The following is an 18,822-nucleotide window of genomic DNA, read 5'->3' on the forward strand; positions in this document are numbered from 1 at the left end:
GACTCATATGTCTAACGCAAAAGCAGTAAATCGTATGCAGGGCAACCTGCCGAAAATCGGAATTCGTCCCATTATTGACGGGCGCCGCGGAGGCATTCGCGAATCGCTGGAGGAAGTTACGATGGAAATGGCCAAGACGGCTGCGGCCTTCTTGTCTGAAAATTTGAAGCAATGCATGAGCGCAGCAACCAAAATTGGCCGACGACCTGGTTTGCCCCGAACTTGACGGGTGAGGGCATGTTCAAGGATGTGTACACGGTGATGAACAAATGGGGTTCGAATCACGGCGTCGTGAGCTACGGTCATATCGGAGGCGACCTCATTACGCTGGCATCGATGCTTCGCATTCCGGTCTCGATGCATAATGTTCCGGACGAGAGAGTGTACAGACCGAGCGCATGGACCGCATTTGGCGAAATGGAGCCGGTCGGCGCAGATTATCGCGCATGCCGAACCTTCGGTCCGCTCTATAAGTAAAGAAAGGGGCTTGAATCTATGTGTGCCAAATATGCAATAGGCGTCGATTACGGCACCGAGTCGGGAAGGGCTCTGCTGGTTGACATTGCAGACGGAACGGAAGTCGCTACTCATGTTACGCCTTATTCGCACGGCGTAATGGACGAGAAGCTTCCGGACGGAACCGCGCTTGGTCCCGACTGGGCGCTGCAGCATCCGGACGACTATATGGAGGTGCTGAGGCGCTCCGTGCCGGCCGTGCTGCGCGAGGCGGGCGTCAATCCCGCGGATGTGATCGGAATCGGGATCGATTTCACGGCCTGTACGATGATACCGCTGGATGAACAAGGCATGCCGCTATGCCTGAAGCCGGAATGGAGCGGCAATCCGCACAGCTGGGTGAAGCTGTGGAAGCATCACGCCGCCCAGGAAGAAGCGAACCGCTTGAATGCGATCGCGGAGGAGCGCGGCGAAGCTTTCCTGGCCAGATACGGCGGGAAACTATCCTCCGAGTGGATGATCGCTAAAGTTTGGCAAATATTAGACGAGGCGCCGGAAATCTATTCGCAGTCCGATTTGTTTATGGAAGCGGCGGATTGGGTCGTCATGCAAATGACCGGAAACCTTGTGCGGAATAGCTGTACGGCCGGCTACAAAGCCGTCTGGCATAAAGAGCGGGGTTATCCTTCGAAGTCGTTTTTCGCGGCGCTGGATCCGCGGCTTGAACCGTTGACCGAGACGAAGCTTCGCGGGAAGATCGCAGCGCTGGGCTCTAAAGCGGGCGAATTGAGCACCGCTATGGCGGAGGCCATGGGCCTTAATCCGGGCATCGCGGTAGCGGTCGGCAATGTCGACGCTCATGCGGCGGTACCGGCGGTAGGCGTTGTAAAGCCGGGTAAGCTGGTCATGGCGATGGGAACCTCGATCTGCCATCTGCTGCTGAGCGACAAGGAAGTAAATGTGGAAGGCATGTGCGGCGTCGTGGAGGACGGAATCGTAGCCGGTTATTACGGCTATGAAGCAGGCCAGTCGGCAGTGGGCGATATTTTCGCCTGGTACGTGGATGAAGCGGTGCCTGCTTATATAAAGGAAGCTGCGCAGGCAGACGGCACGGGCGTTCACCAATGGCTTGAGCGTAAAGCCGCGGCCTACGATCCGGGTGAAATTGGGCTGCTTGCGTTGGATTGGTGGAACGGCAACCGTTCGGTGCTCGTAGATGCGGACCTGACCGGCATGCTTGTCGGGTTGACGCTGCAGACGAAGCCGGAGGAAATTTACAGGGCGCTGCTTGAAGCGACCGCTTTCGGAACGAGACGGATTATCGAAGCCTTCCATGAAAACGGCGTTGAAGTAAATGAAGTATATGCATGCGGAGGACTTCCGCAGCGCAACCGGCTGCTGATGCAAATCTATGCGGACGTCACGGGCAGAGAAATTAAAATTGCGGATTCCACCCAGACGGCGGCGCTCGGCGCGGCGATGTTCGCATCGGTAGCGGCCGGAGCGGGAGCAGGCGGCTACGATACGATCGTGGAAGCGGCGGAGCAAATGGCGAGAGTCCGGGAAGAGACGTTCAAGCCAATCCCCGGGCATGCGGCGGTATATGAGGAGCTATATCAGGAGTACGTGAAGCTGCATGATTATTTCGGACGCGGCGGCAATCCCGTCATGAAGAAATTAAAGGCGTTGAAACGCAGTAAAGGATAAAGCGCTTGCCGCTTTATTCTCAAAGAGTGTGCAATCGATCTCATAATGACATAAGAAAAGGTGATACCAGAATGGAAATTCAACAATCGATCCAATCGCTAAGCCAGATGAGACCGGGCAAGCGCAAGAGAGAGTCCAGCTATGACCGCACGGGCGGAAATAAAGATTATTTCTCTATTAATCCGGGTGACAAAACGGAAATTTGCCATATCAAGGGAGCAGGGGCGATTACGCACATCTGGATGACGATGGCGACGGACGCTCCGCAGGAAGAGGCGCTGCTTCCGCGTAAAATCGTAATCCGCATGTATTGGGACGGCGAGACCGAGCCTAGCGTAGAGGCGCCGATCGGCGATTTCTTCGGACTGGGGCACGGCGTGACCAAGAACTATGAATCGGCTCTTCTTATGATGAGCCCGGAAGACGGCAAAGCGCTTAACAGCTTTTTCCGGATGCCCTATGCAATCGATGCCAGAATTGAAATCGAAAGCGAAGCGGAGCTGCCGATCAAGTTCTACTTCTATATCGACTATGAAGCCTACGACAAGCTGCCTGAGAACGAGCTGCGTTTCCACGCCCAGTGGAACCGGGAGTGTCCGACCGAAGGAATCGACGAGAGCACGGTTGACAACGCTCATTTTGAATTCGGCGGCAAAAATACGACCGGCGACGGCAATTACGTCATTCTCGACGCGAAGGGCAAAGGACATTACGTCGGCTGCAACTTCAACGTTCACAACTTGAGAGAAACAAGAGAATGGAATTGGTACGGCGAAGGCGACGATATGATCTTCATCGACGGAGAGCCATGGCCGCCGACGCTGCACGGAACCGGGATGGAAGACTATTTCAATACGGCATGGTGCCCGCAGCAGGAAGTATGCACGCCTTACCACGGCATTATTTTGGGCGGAGGACCGAATTGGAGCGGCAAGATCTCAACGTATCGGTACCACGTTCTTGATCCGGTCATGTTCGATCGAAGCATTAAGGTTACGATTGAGCACGGCCATAACAACCATCGCAGCGATGACGTATCCTCGACGGCTTACTGGTACCAGACGGAGCCGCATCAAGCTTTCAAGCCGCTGCCGAAGGTGAAGGATCGCCTGCCGCTTCCCGACATTAAGCCGTTTAACGAGCAAAGCTTGAAAGAGATTTTCAAGCACGCGAACCCATAAACGCGCTTCGTACGCGCCTCTTAAGGAGATGATGAAGCTGCGAAAGACGCTGACGGGAAGTTTGCTTCTCTGAGATCCCGGGAAGTGGGACGCCTTACGGCAGCGTCGCGAAATCGATGGACGACGTTTTTTGGTTCAAGGCGACGCTGAATAAATGAAAGCGCTTAAATGATTTTGCTGGTTAAGCTGGATTCCGGTTTGAACGCTTCGGCGTTTAAATAAACATTCTTTTTTATAAAAAAGGGAGGATTCACAAATGCAGGCTTATCGTGGAAAGGTTATGACGGGCATCCTAGCGGCGATTCTCATGCTGACGTTCGTATTGTCCGGCTGCGGCAATTCCGGGTCGAACACCGAGGGCAACACGGGGAACACAGGCAATGCGGGTGAAACGGCAAACAACGGCAATACCGGCGAGAAACCGGCTGAGAAAGCAACGGTTGAGTTCTGGGCGCAAAAGTTCGAAGACACGACGGACGCCTGGTTTAAGAAATGGACGGACGAATTCAACAAATCGCAGGATAACGTTCAAGTGAAGCTGACGATCGTACCCGGTGACGCATGGGCGCAAAAGCTGAAGGCGGCGCAAGCGGCCGGCAAAGCGCCGGATATTATGACCAGAAGCTATTCGGGTATCGCTCCGGGAGCCAAAAACGGCGAAATCATGGCGCTGAACGACTTGATGGACCCAGCCGTATTCGACGATCTGTATGACAATGTGAAAGAGTTCGTTACCGTTGACGGCCAATACTACGCTTACCCTAAGCTGGTTGAACCTTCCGCTGTCTTGTATTACCGCAAGGACTTGTTCGAAGCGGCGGGACTTGATCCTGAGAAGCCTCCGGTCACTTGGGCGGAGTTTATTGAATACGGCAAGAAACTGACTCAAAAAGGCATCTTCGGCGCTTCCATTGCGCAGACTGCGCCTGATCTTGGCTGGTCAAGCTGGGGCTTGCAGTACAATGCAGCCGGACATCTTCCGATTACGGATGACTGGTCCAAAGCGGATGTAATGGACGACAAATACAAAGAGCTTCTTAACTTCTACGCAACGCTTTACAAAGAAGGGATTATTCCTAAGCAGCAGTTGTCCGCTTATGCAGACGCGGCTCCATTCGGTCAAGGCAAACTGGCCATGACGGTCAGCGGCTCCTGGTCGATCGGTTTATTCCGCAACGAATACAAGGATATTCTGGACAAAACCGGCGTAGCTCCAATGCCTTCCATCGACGGCGACCAAACGAAGCCGACAGCAACGCTTGGAGGATGGTCGCTTGTCATTGACGGCAAGTCGAAAAAACCGGAAGCGGCTGCGCAATACATTCAATATCTGCTTGCAGGCGACCCGGCGATTATGATCGACTTCTTCAAAACGAGCCAATTCTCGAAATTCTCGCCGCGTAAATCGGTTGACGAAGCGATGAATCAAGATCCTGCCGCTTCCGCTGACGAGTGGCGCAAGCTGATTGCCGAGAAGGTTATTCCTTACGCGAAAGCCGAGCCGGCCTATCCATGGGATATCAGCATCGCGTTCGCTACGGCGGTCGAATCCGCTATGAAGGGCGAGTCGGTTGACAAAGCTCTTGCCACTGCAGAGAAAACGATTAACGACTATATCGCAAAATCCAAATTGGCGGGCACGAATCCGCAATAACAGGCGGCCGGGAGGAGCCGGCCGGGAGCGCGGGCTCCCGGTTGGCTGATTCCCGCACTTCTATACAACGGTGGTGAATGCGAATGAAGAAGAAGAATGCACGTCCTGACAATGTAACGGCATATACCATGCTTATCCCTATCGTGGTGCTGCTGACTATATTTGTCATCATTCCGTTTGTTTACGCGCTAATCGTCAGCTTCTACGATTGGAGCTTTTATCAGGAATCCCGGTTTGTAGGCTGGCAAAATTATGTCAACGTGCTTAATGATCCGCTGTTTGGCAAAGCGGTTGTGACCGGTTTGAAATTCGCTTTGCTTGTCGTTCCGGCTCAAATGATTCTCGCGTTTCTGTTCGCGCATGTCATTAGATCCATGGGGAAGAAGCTTTCCGGATTCGTAAAAACGGCGATCTATATTCCGACGATTATATCGGGCATTATTGCGTCGATCATATTCGTGTTTATTTTTGACTATAATGCGGGTCTTGCCAACGTTATCTTGAATTTGTTCGGCGTTGAGAATCAGGCTTGGCTTGCCGATGTGAAGACGGCGCTCGCAAGCATCGCGCTGCCGGCGATCTGGCTGGGCTTCGGGATTACGTCGCTCATTATGCTTGCGGGGCTGCTCGATATTCCCGACAGCTATTATGAGGCAGCGGATCTTGAAGGGGCCGGTTCATGGTCGAAAATGATCTATATTACGATTCCATTGCTCAAAAACGTCGTTTTATTCTTGTTGATTACCGGTTTTACGGGCGCTATTCAGCAATTCGAGCTTCCACTGGTCATGACGGGCGGGGGGCCGCTTAACGAAACGACGACGCCAAATCTATATATCTTCAATCATTTCCGGAATGACGTGCTTGTCGGCCATTCGATCGCTTCGGCACTGCTATTGTTCATCGTGCTTGGCAGCATTTCGGCCATTATTTTCAAAGTGCTCAATTCGGAAAAAGCGGTTGACGGTTAAACGGGCAGGCGAATGGAGGAGAGAAAGCGATGAAAGTAAAGGAGCAAACCGTAAAAACGATCATGTATGTATTCGGCTTCCTGATAGCGGTTGCGGCGTTGTTTCCGCTCGTGTGGATGGTCATCGCCGGCTTCAAAGCCAAAAACGAGGTGCTGGTGACGCCGTTCCGGTTTTTTCCGGAAAAATGGCTGTTCTCCAATTACAGCTCCATCCTGTCGGATCCGATGTTTCTTAAATCAATGGGTGTTACGTTCATGGGAGCGGTTCTCTTTGCCGCATTAAGCCTGATCATTAATTCGATGGCGGCTTACGTGTTCGCCAGACTCGAATTCCGTTTCAAACGCACGCTTTGGGTATTTGTTATTTGTACGATGTTCATCCCCGGCATGGCCATCCTGCTCACTTCCTTTATCGTCGTGACGGAGATGAAAATGCTGGACACGTTGGCCGTTCTCGTATTTCCAGGCGTGGCTTCCGCCGGCCATATGTTTTTCATCCGCCAGTTTTATTTAAATATTCCGATGGCGCTTGAAGAAGCTGCGCTTATCGACGGCGCTAACCGCTGGAAAATTTTTACCAGTATTTTCTTTCCTATGTCCTATCCCGTATTTGTTATCGTTGGGATCGGCTCTTATCTCGGCTTCTGGAATTCCTTCGTATGGCCGACGATGACGATTACGAATCCGGATTTGTTCCAAATCATGCAGTTCCTAAACACATTCCGCTCCGAGCGTTCGACGGAGATGGGCATGCTCATGGCCGGCTCAACGCTTGCGGCGATTCCGACCATCATCTTGTTCCTCATCTTCCAGAAGTACATTATCAAGGGAATCAAAATTTCAGGTTTGAAGTAACGGGAGGCGTCTCTTCATGATAGAGCTGGCGAATGACCGTATTCGCATCGGTATTAGCGAAACAGACGGTTCGATCCAAAGTATTCTGGACAAACGCAAAGGCAAGGAATATATAGCCGCAGACGGGGCGGGCTTGCCGTTCCGCCTCGAGACGGCAAACGAAACAACGAGCTCCTTCGAGCAGTTTGCTATAGAAGAGCAGCAGACAGCAGGGAAGAGGGAGGCTCGGCTGTCGTGGCGCGTTTCGGAAGGGCTGACGGTAAATTCGGTCATCCGCATCGCGGACGGAATCGGGGAGATCGAATTCCGCTGCGAGGCGTTGAATGCTTCGGAAGAGACCGTAGTCAGCCTGGAATATCCGGTCATCGGCAATCTTGGCGCGATTACGGAGGGAGGTGAGAACGATTACGCGGCGCACAGCTTCGCGACGGGATTCAAGGTGCGCAATCCTTTGAAGCATTTCGGGAAAGACGGTGCGGGACTGCGGTTTATGCCGTATCCGGAAAGCTTCTCGGGTTCCTCCATGCAGTTTTTCGCCTATTACGGCATGAACGGGGGCGGTCTTTATTTTGCGGCGCTGGACGGGGAAGGTTATGCGAAATGGTTGAATTTCTATAAGAACGATAACGGCCTGCTCGAAGCTTCTTTTATTCACGGCTGTGAAGATATGGGACCGAATAAAGGGATTGGCGTTACTTATCCGTTAGTCGTGAGGTCGCTCGAAGGACGCGACTGGTATGAGGCGGCCGACCTTTACAAGAGCTGGGCGGTGCAGCAGAGCTGGTGCTCGAAGGGAAAGCTGACGGAACAGAAGGAGGAGGAACGCTGCTCCTGGCTGCATGAGCGCATGGGTGCCGCCACATTCGGCATAAATGCCGGCTCGGACCGCACCGAGTGGCTCAGAACGTATCATGAGCATATCCGCACGCCGATGTTCCATATCCTTGGACCGGATTGGACGAATGCGCCACAGACGTTCTATAAGGGCGTACCGGGCGGCTTCGACGACTGGTTCCCGACGCGATTCAACCGGGATAACATCGAGGCGATGAAACAGTACGGGGACAAATGCGCGCCATTCGAGTTCGATTACCTGTTTCATATGGAAGGGGCCGACGGAGAACGAGGCAAGGAAGCGGCGCAGAAGTTTCCGGAGAAGGAAAAGCTGAAATCAATCGATGCCTACCGTTTCCCGTTTATTTGTCCGGCAGCCGAATATGCGCAAAGCTTTCATGTCGAGCGGGATCTGACGCTGCAGCGCGAGGATGACGTCGACTCGATCTATTACGATATTTCGGCCAACAACATTATGAAAATTTGCCTGGATGATTCGCACGGACATTCGGTTGGAGCCGGCAAAGCCATCAATGAAGCCTACCGGCAAAATTATATCCGAACGAAAAAGGCGATGATCGAGGCTGCAGGACGCTACGTGCCGATGGGCACGGAGATGATGAACGAGACGCTGCTCGACATCCTCGATTATTACCAGGCCCGCGCCGGCGGACAGCCTGCGGCGCCGCTCGAAGGCTACCCGCTGCGTGATTTGCTCAAAACCGGCGAAGCCGAGCTTATTCCGATGTTCGCTTACGTCTATCACGAATACGGAGCCGTCCGCCTGGACGGTTGGGGCAAGCTGACGGAGGAAATCGGTTCGCTCTACTATTTCACGGTTGCGAGAACGTATTTGTGGGGCGGCTTGTACGAGCTGAATTACGAATACAGCCCGATGGAAGCGCTTGACGGGCGCGAGAATGCGCCGGAGGAGCACTATTATCCCTTCGAGCCGAGAGGCTACGCCTTCTCCGCCGAGCGTGCCGATTATTTGGCGCAATTCGCCGATCTGCGCACGGGCGCAGGCAACAAATATTTGGCCTACGGCCGGATGCTGCCGCCGCTTGCGTTTGAATGCGAGAAAATAGAGGCGGACTGGTTTCACTACAATCACGGAAAAGAAACGAGGGAATACAACGATTCCGGCAAGCTGGACGTTGATTCGATCGTTCATTCCGCTTGGCGCTTCAAAGAGGAAAGCATAGGCTTGTTCTTTGCCAACGTGAGCGGTGACAGCCGCAGCGTGAAAGCGATCGTTGATACAAGCCGATACGGGCTTGCCGGATCCACCTTCCGGTATATGCTGCATACATCCGATTCGGACGGATCGGGAAGCGCGATTACGCTGCAGGATAACGGCATGCTGGCGCTTGACATCCCGGCGAGAAGCGTTGTTCTGGTTGAAATGGTTTACTAGTGTAAGGCAAGATACCCGCCAGCCGCAGCATGATGAAGGGATTCTCCCGAGCTTATCATCTTACAAGCCAAGCATCCGGTCAGACCGACATGAATCGATATCATGTGGAGAAGGATGGTGCAAGAAAATTGAGAAGAAAATGGCTGTTGTCTTTATTGGTATTCCAATTTGCTTTCTGCTCGCTGCTTATCGGGACGGCTGAGGCGGTTACGCCGACCGGCCTGGAGATGGTCGCGCGCGTAACGGGGGTAAAGCCCGAAGGCGAGACGATGCCGAATCCGAACCAGACCGATATCAATTATCAAATTACGGGCACGGATCTCGGCATCGTCTGGGACAAGGGCGGCGGTCAATATTTCGTCCTCTTCGGCGACACGAACGGCTTCGGGCCGAATGATTGGCGCAGCAATACGCTAGCGATTTCATCGGATACGAATTTGGCCGACGGCTTGTCGTTCGACACGATGATTCAGGATACGCCGGGCCATGCCAAAGAGATTTTGCCTTCCAAAAAAATCAATTTCGACGAACAAACGGTTATACCGACCGCAGGCGTTACCGTAGGCAACCGGCATTATATCCACTACATGTCCGTTAACAACTGGGGGCCAGCCGGGGTCTGGTACACGAACTATGCCGGTATTGCTTACTCTGACAATAACGGCGCAACATGGACGAAGCATCCGACGGCCAGATGGTACAACAATACGACTTCTTGGGATAACAAATTCCAAATGGCCGCCATGGTGAAGGACGGCGGCTTCGTCTACATGTACGCAACGCCTAACGGGCGTTTCGGGGATGTATATCTGGCTCGCGTGCCCGAGACCGGCCTGCTGAACATTAATGATTACCGTTACTGGGACGGCAACGGCTGGTCAACCAGCCAGGCGGACGCCGATGCGGTCGCAAACGGAGTAGCCGGCGAGCTTTCCGTCGCGTATAATTTCCATTTCAACCGTTATATCATGACCTACCTGAACGAGCACCGGCAGTCGATCGTGATGCGCGATGCGCCGACGCCTGTCGGACCCTGGAGCGGAGAGAAAGTGTTGGTTCCGGGGGGCTTTACCGGTTTAGGCCAATATAACGCCTTCATCCATCCCCTGTCCAACAACAGTGCCACGCTTTATTTCATCATGTCGACTTGGTATCCGGATTATAATACGCATCTGATGAAAGCCGCTCTCACAGCCGATATGTTCGGCGATAATATCGTGTCCGAACCCGGCTTCGAGACGCAGGCGGACACCCCCGTCATGGCGCCGTGGCATGTGGACGGCGAAGGGGGCATCGACCGCAATCTGGGCAATGCCCGCACCGGACAGAATAACGGCTACGTCCGGAACGGCAGCGGCTGGAATGCGATTAAACAGCGCGTCGCCGTGCAGCCGAATACGAATTATACCTTAAAGGGCTGGGTCAGGACATCGGGCAATAACACCGACGGCTACTTCGGGGCGCGCGTACCGAATAACGGGGCGGTCCTTGGCGAGGCTTCGTTCGATTCCTATGCGAATTACACCGAGCTTACGGTGCCGTTCAACTCCGGCGGCAATAACTTTGTCGAGCTGTATACGGGCATGTGGGCGAATGGGGATACATGGGTTCAGATCGATGACGTGAGCCTGGTCAGAGATACGAATCTCGTCGGCCACGCAGGATTTGAATCGCAGCCTTCCGCCACGGTAAGCTCGCCGTGGTATGTGAACGGCAATGCCGGAATCGACCGCAGCGCCGGCTTCGCTCACACAGGACTTAACAACGCATTCGCAAGATACGGCACAGGCTGGAACGCGGTCAAGCAGGAGGTGTACGTGGAGAAAAATACGAATTACACGCTTTCCGCCTGGATTCGCACATCCTCGAACAATAACGCCGGTTATTTCGGCGCGAGATGGCTTGGCGGCGGCGCGATCCTGAACGAGAAGACCTTTGGAAGCCTTGCGGATTACACGAAGCATACCGTGACGTTCAACTCCGGCAGCCGGAGCAGCGTGGAAGTCTATGCAGGCATGTGGGCGAACGGCGGAGACACCTGGATTCAGGTTGACGACTTCAGCCTGGTCAAAAATTGACAACATGAGGTGATTTTTATGAAAGCGCTTGTTATTGACCGGCCGCATCATGCATCCGTCCAGGAAGTTCCGTACCCTGCGCCGGGTCGTGACGATGTCGTAATCCGCGTAGAGCGGGTCGGCATTTGCGGCACCGATTTTCACATCTTCGAAGGGGAGTTCCTCTCCCCTTACCCGATCATTCCCGGACATGAGTTCTCGGGGACGATCCATGAATGCGGAGAAGGAGCGGGCGGCTTCCGGATCGGCGAGCGGGTAACCGCCGATCCGTCCCTTTTCTGCGGACGTTGCGTCTACTGCCTTACGAACCGGGGAAATCAATGCGAGAACTGGGGCGCGCTCGGCAATACGGTGAACGGCAGCATGGCGGAGTTCGTAGCCGTACCGGCGCGGAACGTCATCCGCATTCCGGATGCGATGTCATTCGAAACGGCTACCTTTATCGAACCGATCGCTTGCGTCGTTCATGCCATGAACAGGCTGCGGCTGAAAGCCGGGCAATCCGTGCTGCTGCTTGGCGCCGGGGCGATGGGACAGCAGCTCGTGCAGACGTTATCCAGGTCCGGCGCGTCGCGATTGACGGTTGTCGACGTATCCGGGAGCAAGCTTGCGCTCGCAAGGTCGCTTGGCGCGACGGAAACGGTCAACGTGCGGGATAAAGCCCGTCTGGCCGGCGAGACGTTCGACGTCGTCGTCGATGCGACCGGCATTCCGGCGGTCATCGAGGATGCGTTCACCCACCTGGGCAAAACAGCGACTTATTTGCAGTTCGGCGTGACGCCGAAGGATGCGCAAATCCGCATAAATCCGTTCGATCTGTATCATAAGGACTGGACGATCTTAGGCTCGATGGCGATTAACCACACCTTTCTTCCTGCCTTCGAATGGGTGAAGGAAGGCAGAATTCTGCTCGAGCCGCTTGTATCCAAGGTCATCGCGCTTGAGGAGACGGCCGAGTTTCTCGCTAAGCCAAAAGATCCGGAGCTGCTAAAGGTCCAAATCAAAATGTAAAGTAAGCCAGGGCCGGCGAGCTCTGCAAGCAAGCCCATTAATCAACCGGGAGGAATATGAAATTGAAACCATTCAAGCTGAAGGTAATCGGTTCCACCATGCTTGCGGCGGCGCTTATCGTTACGACGGCGCTGCCATCCTTTGCGGAGGGTTCGACAGAACCGTCAATGGAGCCCGCTCCATTTGAACTTACGTCCACCAAGGCGGTTAAGGTAGCCAGGGTGACGGGCGCCACTTTAGAAGGAGAGACGGTTCCGAATCCGAATCTAACGCATACCAACTATGCTCTGACAGCTACGGACCTTGGCATTGTCTGGGACGCGACGACGGATCCGGAGGACAAAAAAGTGATGGTCGCTTTCGGCGATTCGTATGACGATGGCTGGGGAGGCTTCGGCGGCGGCGGTAATGCGGCAGGCTGGAGAAGCAATCTGCTTGCGATATCGAAGGATACGGACCTGTCGGACGGCATGACCTTCTCTTCGATGATTATGGACGAGAATAAACCCGGCTACGCCAAAGAGATTATCAGCTCCGCGCACAATACGTCCGGCAGCGGCGATTTTACAGCGATTCCTACCTCGGGCGTTACCGTAGCCAGCAGGCATTATATCCATTATATGCAGATCAAAAACTGGGGCGCGAACGGGCGCTGGAATACCAATTTCTCTGAAATCGCCTATTCGGACGACGAAGGGCAGAACTGGACGAAATCAGGCGTGCAATGGGGCGCGGCAAGTAAATTCGCGCAAGCCGCCTATATCAAAGAGGACGGCTACGTCTACATGTTCGGAACGCCTGCGGGCCGGTTCGACAGCGCTTACCTGGCAAGGGCGGCGGAAGCGGACATGCTCGTGAAGGAGCAGTATGAATATTGGAACGGCACGGACTGGACCAAGAACGACGAAGCGGCAGCCGTCGCGGTTATTGATGTGCCGGTCAGTGAATTATCCGTTGCGTACAATTCGTATTATGACAAATATATGATGACGTATTTGAACGAGAACCGTTACGCGATCGTAATGCGCAGCTCCTCGAGCCTGACCGGCGGCTGGTCGGCGGAAACCGAGGTCGTTCGAGGCGCGGAATTCCCGGGCTTATACGGGGGATTCATCCATCCATGGACGAATGACGGCAGAGATCTGTACATGGTCGTGTCGGAATGGGGTCCGTATAACTCGATTCTCATGCGGGCGAAGTTGGATGTCGGAACGCCGTCCGTCAATCTGATCGCCGACCCGTCGTTTGAGAAGCAGACATCGGGAACGTTGTCTGCGCCATGGACGCTTGAAGCCGGAAAAGGCGGCATCGACAGCGCAGGCTTGTCCAGGGGCGGCGGCAAAAACGTATGGATGCGCAATAATGCCGGCTGGAATGCCATTACGCAGGATGTAACCGTCGAAGCTAATACGGAGTACGTATTGACCGGCTTTGTGAAGACGTCGCAAAACAATAATGCCGGTTATTTCGGCGTAAGAGGTTCTGCAGGCAATATTTTGAAGGAAACGAAATTCGAACGGCATGACCATTATACGAAGCAGACCGTCCGGTTCAATTCCGGCAGCAACACGCAGGTCAGAGTCTTTACGGGCATGCACTCGAACGGCGATACATGGTTACAAATCGATGATTATATGCTGTTGAAGGTCGATAAGGCGCCGCCCGTCATTACCTTGAACGGCAGTGATACGATAAACCTGCCTCTTAACGGCGATTTTACCGATGAAGGCGCGGTTGCTGCAGACAGCATCGACGGCGACCTGTCGCATAAAATCGTCGTAGAAGGCAGCGTCGATCCTGCGATCGTCGGCACTTACACGCTGACTTACAAGGTGACGGACTCGGACGGCAATGCGGCCGCTCCGGTCACCAGAAAGGTCTTGGTAACGGGAGAAGCCTACAGCATCGGCAACGTCACGTTCAAGGATATAGCCGGAGGAACGATTGCGAAGCTTCCGAAGAACGGCCTTGTTATCGCAAGCGCAGACGTAAGGAACAATACGGGCGAAGCCAAAACGATTACACTCGTAGCAGCCTTGTATAACAAAAAAGGCGATCTTGAGAACGTATCCGGTCTGTCGAAATCGCTTGGTTCCGGCGCTACGGAGACATTCAGCGGCGGCTTCAGCATGCCGGGCAACAATTCCGGCTATACGATGAAGATCTTTGCAGCTAACTCGTTAACGGATTTGACGCCGATATCTGCTGTATCCGAATTGAAATAAATTTTATGCGTTATGCATAACCGCTCCTCTTCCGCTGAATCGGCATCATTCACGGAAGGGGATTTTTATGGTGACACCGGTAAAGAAGCGTGCTAATGTTTTGAGATGGAATCGATTCCAGAACGGGTGGAGAACCGGATATTCATGAGTAGGAGGCATATATGAGCAAAAGCACGATTTATCAAATAGCGGAGCAGGTCGGCGTATCGGCCTCAACGGTGTCGAGAGCGCTCTCAGGAAACGGCTACTGCGGCAGAAGGACGAAAGCGAAAATCATGGAGGCGGCCAAAGCCTTAAATTATGCGCCCGACCATGCGGCCAAAATATTGAAAACCAGGAAAACGAACAAAATTATTTTTGCGGTTCCGGACATTTGCAATCCTTTTTATTTCGATATGATCAACGGAATTAATCAGGTAGCCGAGGAGTATGGTTACCTGCTGATTTTATATTATACGAAGCATCGATTGTCGGAAGAGCTGAAAGCGATCCAGAACGTGAAGGAACGGGTGGCGGACGGCATGATCATGGTATCCTTCCATTTCTGCGAGGAAAATATAAGCGCGATAAACGATTTATCCGCCCCGGTCGTGCTGACGAACCAATACGAATCGCCGGGAGGCGGCGACCGGTTTGATTACGTGTACGTCGATACGTTCGAGGGCACGAAGCAGGGAACGAAACATCTGATCGGTCAAGGTCTGAAGCGGATCGGGTTTATCGGCGGAAGCTTGAGCGAGCAGACGGGCCGCCAGAGGTTCGGCGGATATCGCGAAGCCTTGCTTGAAGCCGGCTTGCCGTATACGGAGGAGCATGTCATCGAGTCCGATTATACGGAGAAAGGCGGTTACTTGGCCGCAAAAAGGCTCCTTGAGTCGAACGGTCGACCGCATGCGATCGTAGCGGCCAATGATTTGATGGCGATCGGCGTCATGCATGCGTGCGAGGAAGCGGGATTATCGATTCCGGAGGATATGGCCGTCGTCGGGATGGATAACCTGGATGTCGCATCGCGCGTGCATCCCAAGCTAACCTCGGTCTCGCTGGAGCAGGAGGATATCGGAAGGCGGGCTGCACAAATTTTAATGGACAGACTGCATGGAAGGGCAGGATATGAGAAAGCGGTTAAAATTGTGCCCAAGCTGGTCGTCCGGCAATCGAGCGTCCGGATGCATTGACAGCTGTAACTTATTGAAGCGGGGAATGATACGCAAGATGCTGATGCTGAAACTGATCGGCCAGATGAACCTGCAGAAGAAAATTACGATGCTTCTTGTTTTGACTATTTTTATTCCGTTGACTTTATTCGGCTATCTCTTCTACCAAAGCTCCAATCAATTTGTGGCTGACCGTACGAATCAGGAAACCATTCAACTGCTTCATTTGGTCAATCAGAACGTGAACCGGCTGCTGAACGAATACGAAGCGCAGCTGAAATCGGTTTACGAGAACGAGGATGTCATTCTGCCGCTAAGCCAAATCAACCGGCAATCGGCTTTGGAGGAGGCGATGTGAACCTTATGTCGGTTACCTGGCCGTGAACCCCCGGCGGTTACCCGGTTGGGGACCGCTGTCGGATTGGCGTCCACGTGCCGGCCTGTAAATAAGGGTTAGCGGCAAACTGTCCCGTTGTACAATTCAGTTTCACTGCTTACTGACCTGTGAGGTTAACGGGAAACGGTCCCGCTATTTTTCAGCAATGTTGTCGCAGCGTGCGCTTAACGGGATTACCTCCCTCTATTCTGCTCAATTTTCCGTTAAACGGCCGATTTGAAGTGAAGGAGCGGGAGGTTTTCCTGTTAGATACGGGTTTTGGAAGGAAACTCCTTATTTAGAGGGAGAAAATCCCGCTGCAGCTGGCTCTACTATTTATAAGTCTGATGAAGCTGGTTCTACTCTAATTTAAAAGCAGCCAGATGAAGCTGGCTCTACTAATTATAAGCTTGATGAAGCTGATTTATTCGGCAGCAAAACCGTTTCCCATGCACGGAAAAGAACGAATCCAGGGGAATTCCTCCCGCTAAATTGTCCGGAGTCTGGTTTAGATAGATTCTATCGGGAATATCTCCCTCTAAGTCAACCGTTTCATGGCACATTAGTCAAAACAGGTTGAAAGAGCGGGAGGTTATCCTGCTAGAAGATGATGCAATGGTCTTAACGGCAAAAAGAGCGGGAGCTTTTCCTGCTACGCTTATTTTCTACATCCTTTTTTTAATACAGTTGACCAACTTAAATCTTTTTAATATAATCGTATTAAAAAAAGGAGCGGTGCCTTTGCCTAAAATCGTGGATCATGATAAACGTAAACAATTAATCGCGGATGCGATGATCCGGGCGATTAATCAGGTCGGCTTGGAAAAAATTACGGTCCGGAAGATTGCGGAAGAGGCTGGATTATCGATGGGCTCGGTTCAATATTATTTCCCCGCACAGCATGATCTCTATATTTATGCCATGGAATTAATTGCGCAAAGGATCAAGAAACGAATCCTCAGCATTGCTCGCGACGATATGCCGGTCGAGAAAAAAGTAATCGCGATCATGAAGCAGCTGATCTCCAGTGAAAGCGCGGACCAAAAGGTGGAAGGAGAGGTCTGGTTGAGCTTTTCTATGATGGCGTTAAGAGATGCCCAGCTGGAAGCGCTCAGTCATGAACTGTTTCGAACAACCCGGGAGCTCTTGAGGAAATTGCTTGCCACACTGCGTGACAGGCAATATTTGGGGGCGGCGCTGGACATCGAGCTGGAAGCCGTGAACCTGCATGCCTTTATCGACGGGATTACGCTGCAGACGATCGTATATCTCAAAGTTTTTGATGAAACGAAGATCGATGAGCTTCTAATGAACTATTTGCACAATTTGAAGAGGAGGAGCGAAACATGATAGCGGCGGCAAAACCAAAAAAAGCGTTAAGCAAAAATCAGGCGTGGGCTTATGTAGGAATCGGAGGGGCCTTGGAAATCGTATGGGCATCGGGCTTCAAGTATGAGGCGGTGCCTCCGATCGTTGTCCTTATTGCGATTCTGGTAAGCTTCGATCTAATCATTCGCGCAACGAAGGCGCTCCCGGTCGGCACGACCTATGCGGTATTCGCCGGGATTGGAACGATTGGCACGGTCATCGTCGAAGCTGTATTTTCTGAAGGGCAAATCAGCCTGGTTAAGGTCGGCCTTGTCCTGTTCTTATTGCTGTGTATCGTCGGCTTAAAGCTTACGAGCGGGAAGGAGGCCCACTAATGGCTTGGTTATTGTTAATCGCTGCAGGCTTGTGCGAGGTTATCGGCGTTATCGGAATTAAACGGGTTGCCGTCGAGAATAACTGGAAAAACAATATCATTTTGTTCGGAGGCTTTATCCTCAGCTTTCAATTGCTGATTCGAGCGCTCGAGACGATATCGCTTTCAACCGGATATGCGGTGTGGACGGGAATCGGAACGGTTGGCGCGGCGCTGGCAGGCATGCTGTTCTTCAAAGAATCCCGTGACCCTGTGCGTATGCTTTGCATACTCGGCGTCATCTGCTGCGTTATCGGCTTAAAGCTTGTCGAGTAGTTCTATTCAATTCTCGGAAGAGCTTCGATAAACGCGCGCAGTGCGCCGCTCCTATAGGAATCCTTGCGGGCAATGAATTCAGTCTTCCTGTGATTAAAGGATGATGGTAGCGGATGTGCAGCCAGCGAGCCTTCAGCAATCTGCTTCTGTGCGACGATCCTCGGCATTAAGGTAATGCCGAGACCGGCGGATACGCCTCCGATAATGGCTTCAAGCGTGCCGAACTCCATAATAACCGGATGAGATACGCCGCTGGAAAACAGCCACTTTTCGAGAATAACCCGGTAGGAGCAGCCCTTGCTGTAGACTAGAATCGGCTTCGCCGCCGCTTTCTCCATATCCTTGACTGAGGGGGAAGTTACGATGACAAGCTCCTCATTGAATACCGGAAAAGATTGAAGCTCAGGATGATTGCTTTCTTCGCCGATGAAAGCGCCGTCCAGTTCGAACTGCAGCACCTTCTCCATTAAGTCCTGGGTATGGCCTGTCGTTAAAGACAGCAGGACGCCGGGGTATTGCGCGTAATAAGTAGACAACAATGCCGGCAGCCTGACTGCCGCCGCAGTCTGAGTCGAGCCGATCATAAGCGATCCGCTCGGCTCGCTTGACGAATGAAGCGCCATTGCAGCTTCATCGAGCAGTCCGATAATCTTATCGGCATAAGCAAGCAGCGCTTTCCCGCTTGCCGATAAGGTCATCCCTCTATTGTGACGCAGAAAAAGAACGGTGCCGAGCTCCGATTCCAGCTGCCGGATTCTTGCGGTAACATTGGATTGTACATAACCAAGCCTGACGGCCGCTTTCGTAATCGAACCCTCGCGGGCAACCATTTGGAAAATGCGCAATTCCGGGCTTTCCATGATTTGAACCCCCTATACTCTGTT

At 52.9% G+C, this 18,822-nt stretch carries 16 protein-coding genes and 1 pseudogene; 16 read left to right on the plus strand and 1 reads right to left on the minus strand.

The window, feature by feature from the left end:
- Nucleotides 1–34: 34 nt before the first annotated feature.
- The 16 genes and pseudogenes from H581_RS0111905 to H581_RS0111980 all read left to right on the plus strand — a co-directional run bounded on the left by H581_RS0111905 (nucleotide 35) and on the right by H581_RS0111980 (nucleotide 17,938).
- Complete coding sequence (locus tag H581_RS0111905) at nucleotides 35–226, plus strand: hypothetical protein (protein WP_245600073.1); 192 nt, start codon at nucleotides 35–37, stop codon at nucleotides 224–226.
- Nucleotides 190–477 (plus strand): annotated as a pseudogene (gene fucI, locus H581_RS0111910) (L-fucose isomerase); the annotation flags it as partial. The gene H581_RS0111905 and the pseudogene fucI, both read left to right, overlap by 37 nt.
- An 18-nt stretch (nucleotides 478–495) precedes the next feature.
- Complete coding sequence (locus H581_RS0111915) at nucleotides 496–2,163, plus strand: ribulokinase (RefSeq protein ID WP_028610177.1); 1,668 nt, start codon at nucleotides 496–498, stop codon at nucleotides 2,161–2,163.
- A gap of 71 nt (nucleotides 2,164–2,234) precedes the next feature.
- Nucleotides 2,235–3,344: a glycoside hydrolase family 172 protein gene (locus tag H581_RS0111920; RefSeq protein ID WP_028610178.1), complete on the plus strand. Its 1,110-nt coding sequence runs from the start codon at nucleotides 2,235–2,237 to the stop codon at nucleotides 3,342–3,344.
- Between the two features lie 256 nt (nucleotides 3,345–3,600).
- Nucleotides 3,601–4,998 carry an ABC transporter substrate-binding protein gene (locus tag H581_RS0111925; RefSeq protein WP_028610179.1) on the plus strand — a complete coding sequence of 466 codons (1,398 nt, stop codon included), beginning with the start codon at nucleotides 3,601–3,603 and terminating at the stop codon, nucleotides 4,996–4,998.
- Between the two features lie 83 nt (nucleotides 4,999–5,081).
- Nucleotides 5,082–5,969 (plus strand): carbohydrate ABC transporter permease, encoded by an 888-nt coding sequence (locus tag H581_RS0111930; protein WP_028610180.1) that lies wholly within the window; start codon nucleotides 5,082–5,084, stop codon nucleotides 5,967–5,969.
- A 29-nt stretch (nucleotides 5,970–5,998) separates the two neighbouring features.
- Nucleotides 5,999–6,823 carry a carbohydrate ABC transporter permease gene (locus tag H581_RS0111935; protein WP_028610181.1) on the plus strand — a complete coding sequence of 275 codons (825 nt, stop codon included), beginning with the start codon at nucleotides 5,999–6,001 and terminating at the stop codon, nucleotides 6,821–6,823.
- 16 nt (nucleotides 6,824–6,839) lie between these two features.
- Nucleotides 6,840–9,074, plus strand: coding sequence for a DUF6259 domain-containing protein (locus H581_RS0111940; RefSeq protein ID WP_028610182.1), 2,235 nt, complete (start codon nucleotides 6,840–6,842; stop codon nucleotides 9,072–9,074).
- A gap of 128 nt (nucleotides 9,075–9,202) precedes the next feature.
- Complete coding sequence (locus H581_RS0111945; RefSeq protein WP_028610183.1) at nucleotides 9,203–11,152, plus strand: glycoside hydrolase family 183 protein; 1,950 nt, start codon at nucleotides 9,203–9,205, stop codon at nucleotides 11,150–11,152.
- Nucleotides 11,153–11,170: 18 nt separating this feature from the next.
- Nucleotides 11,171–12,163, plus strand: a complete 993-nt coding sequence (locus H581_RS0111950; protein ID WP_028610184.1) for a zinc-dependent alcohol dehydrogenase family protein — start codon at nucleotides 11,171–11,173, stop codon at nucleotides 12,161–12,163.
- Nucleotides 12,164–12,225: 62 nt separating this feature from the next.
- Nucleotides 12,226–14,388, plus strand: a complete 2,163-nt coding sequence (locus H581_RS38600; RefSeq protein WP_211231465.1) for a DUF4185 domain-containing protein — start codon at nucleotides 12,226–12,228, stop codon at nucleotides 14,386–14,388.
- A 161-nt stretch (nucleotides 14,389–14,549) separates the two neighbouring features.
- Nucleotides 14,550–15,566: a LacI family DNA-binding transcriptional regulator gene (locus tag H581_RS0111960; RefSeq protein ID WP_028610185.1), complete on the plus strand. Its 1,017-nt coding sequence runs from the start codon at nucleotides 14,550–14,552 to the stop codon at nucleotides 15,564–15,566.
- A 37-nt stretch (nucleotides 15,567–15,603) separates the two neighbouring features.
- Nucleotides 15,604–15,903: a hypothetical protein gene (locus H581_RS0111965; protein WP_028610186.1), complete on the plus strand. Its 300-nt coding sequence runs from the start codon at nucleotides 15,604–15,606 to the stop codon at nucleotides 15,901–15,903.
- 759 nt (nucleotides 15,904–16,662) lie between these two features.
- A complete protein-coding gene (locus H581_RS0111970) occupies nucleotides 16,663–17,271 on the plus strand; it encodes a TetR/AcrR family transcriptional regulator (protein ID WP_169507498.1) in 609 nt (202 codons plus the stop codon).
- Nucleotides 17,268–17,624, plus strand: coding sequence for a DMT family transporter (locus H581_RS0111975; protein ID WP_028610188.1), 357 nt, complete (start codon nucleotides 17,268–17,270; stop codon nucleotides 17,622–17,624). Before H581_RS0111970 ends, H581_RS0111975 begins: the two co-directional genes overlap by 4 nt.
- On the plus strand, nucleotides 17,624–17,938 hold the full coding sequence (locus tag H581_RS0111980) for a DMT family transporter (protein ID WP_028610189.1): 315 nt from the start codon (nucleotides 17,624–17,626) through the stop codon (nucleotides 17,936–17,938). Before H581_RS0111975 ends, H581_RS0111980 begins: the two co-directional genes overlap by 1 nt.
- 2 nt (nucleotides 17,939–17,940) lie before the next feature.
- On the opposite strand, the gene H581_RS0111985 is transcribed toward H581_RS0111980, so the two are convergent.
- The gene (locus H581_RS0111985) at nucleotides 17,941–18,798 is read right to left on the minus strand and encodes a LysR family transcriptional regulator (protein WP_028610190.1); all 858 of its coding nucleotides are present in this window, start codon (nucleotides 18,796–18,798) and stop codon (nucleotides 17,941–17,943) included.
- Between the last annotated feature and the right edge of the window lie 24 nt (nucleotides 18,799–18,822).

The organism is Paenibacillus harenae DSM 16969 (assembly GCF_000422465.1).
Lineage (GTDB): Bacteria > Bacillota > Bacilli > Paenibacillales > Paenibacillaceae > Pristimantibacillus > Pristimantibacillus harenae.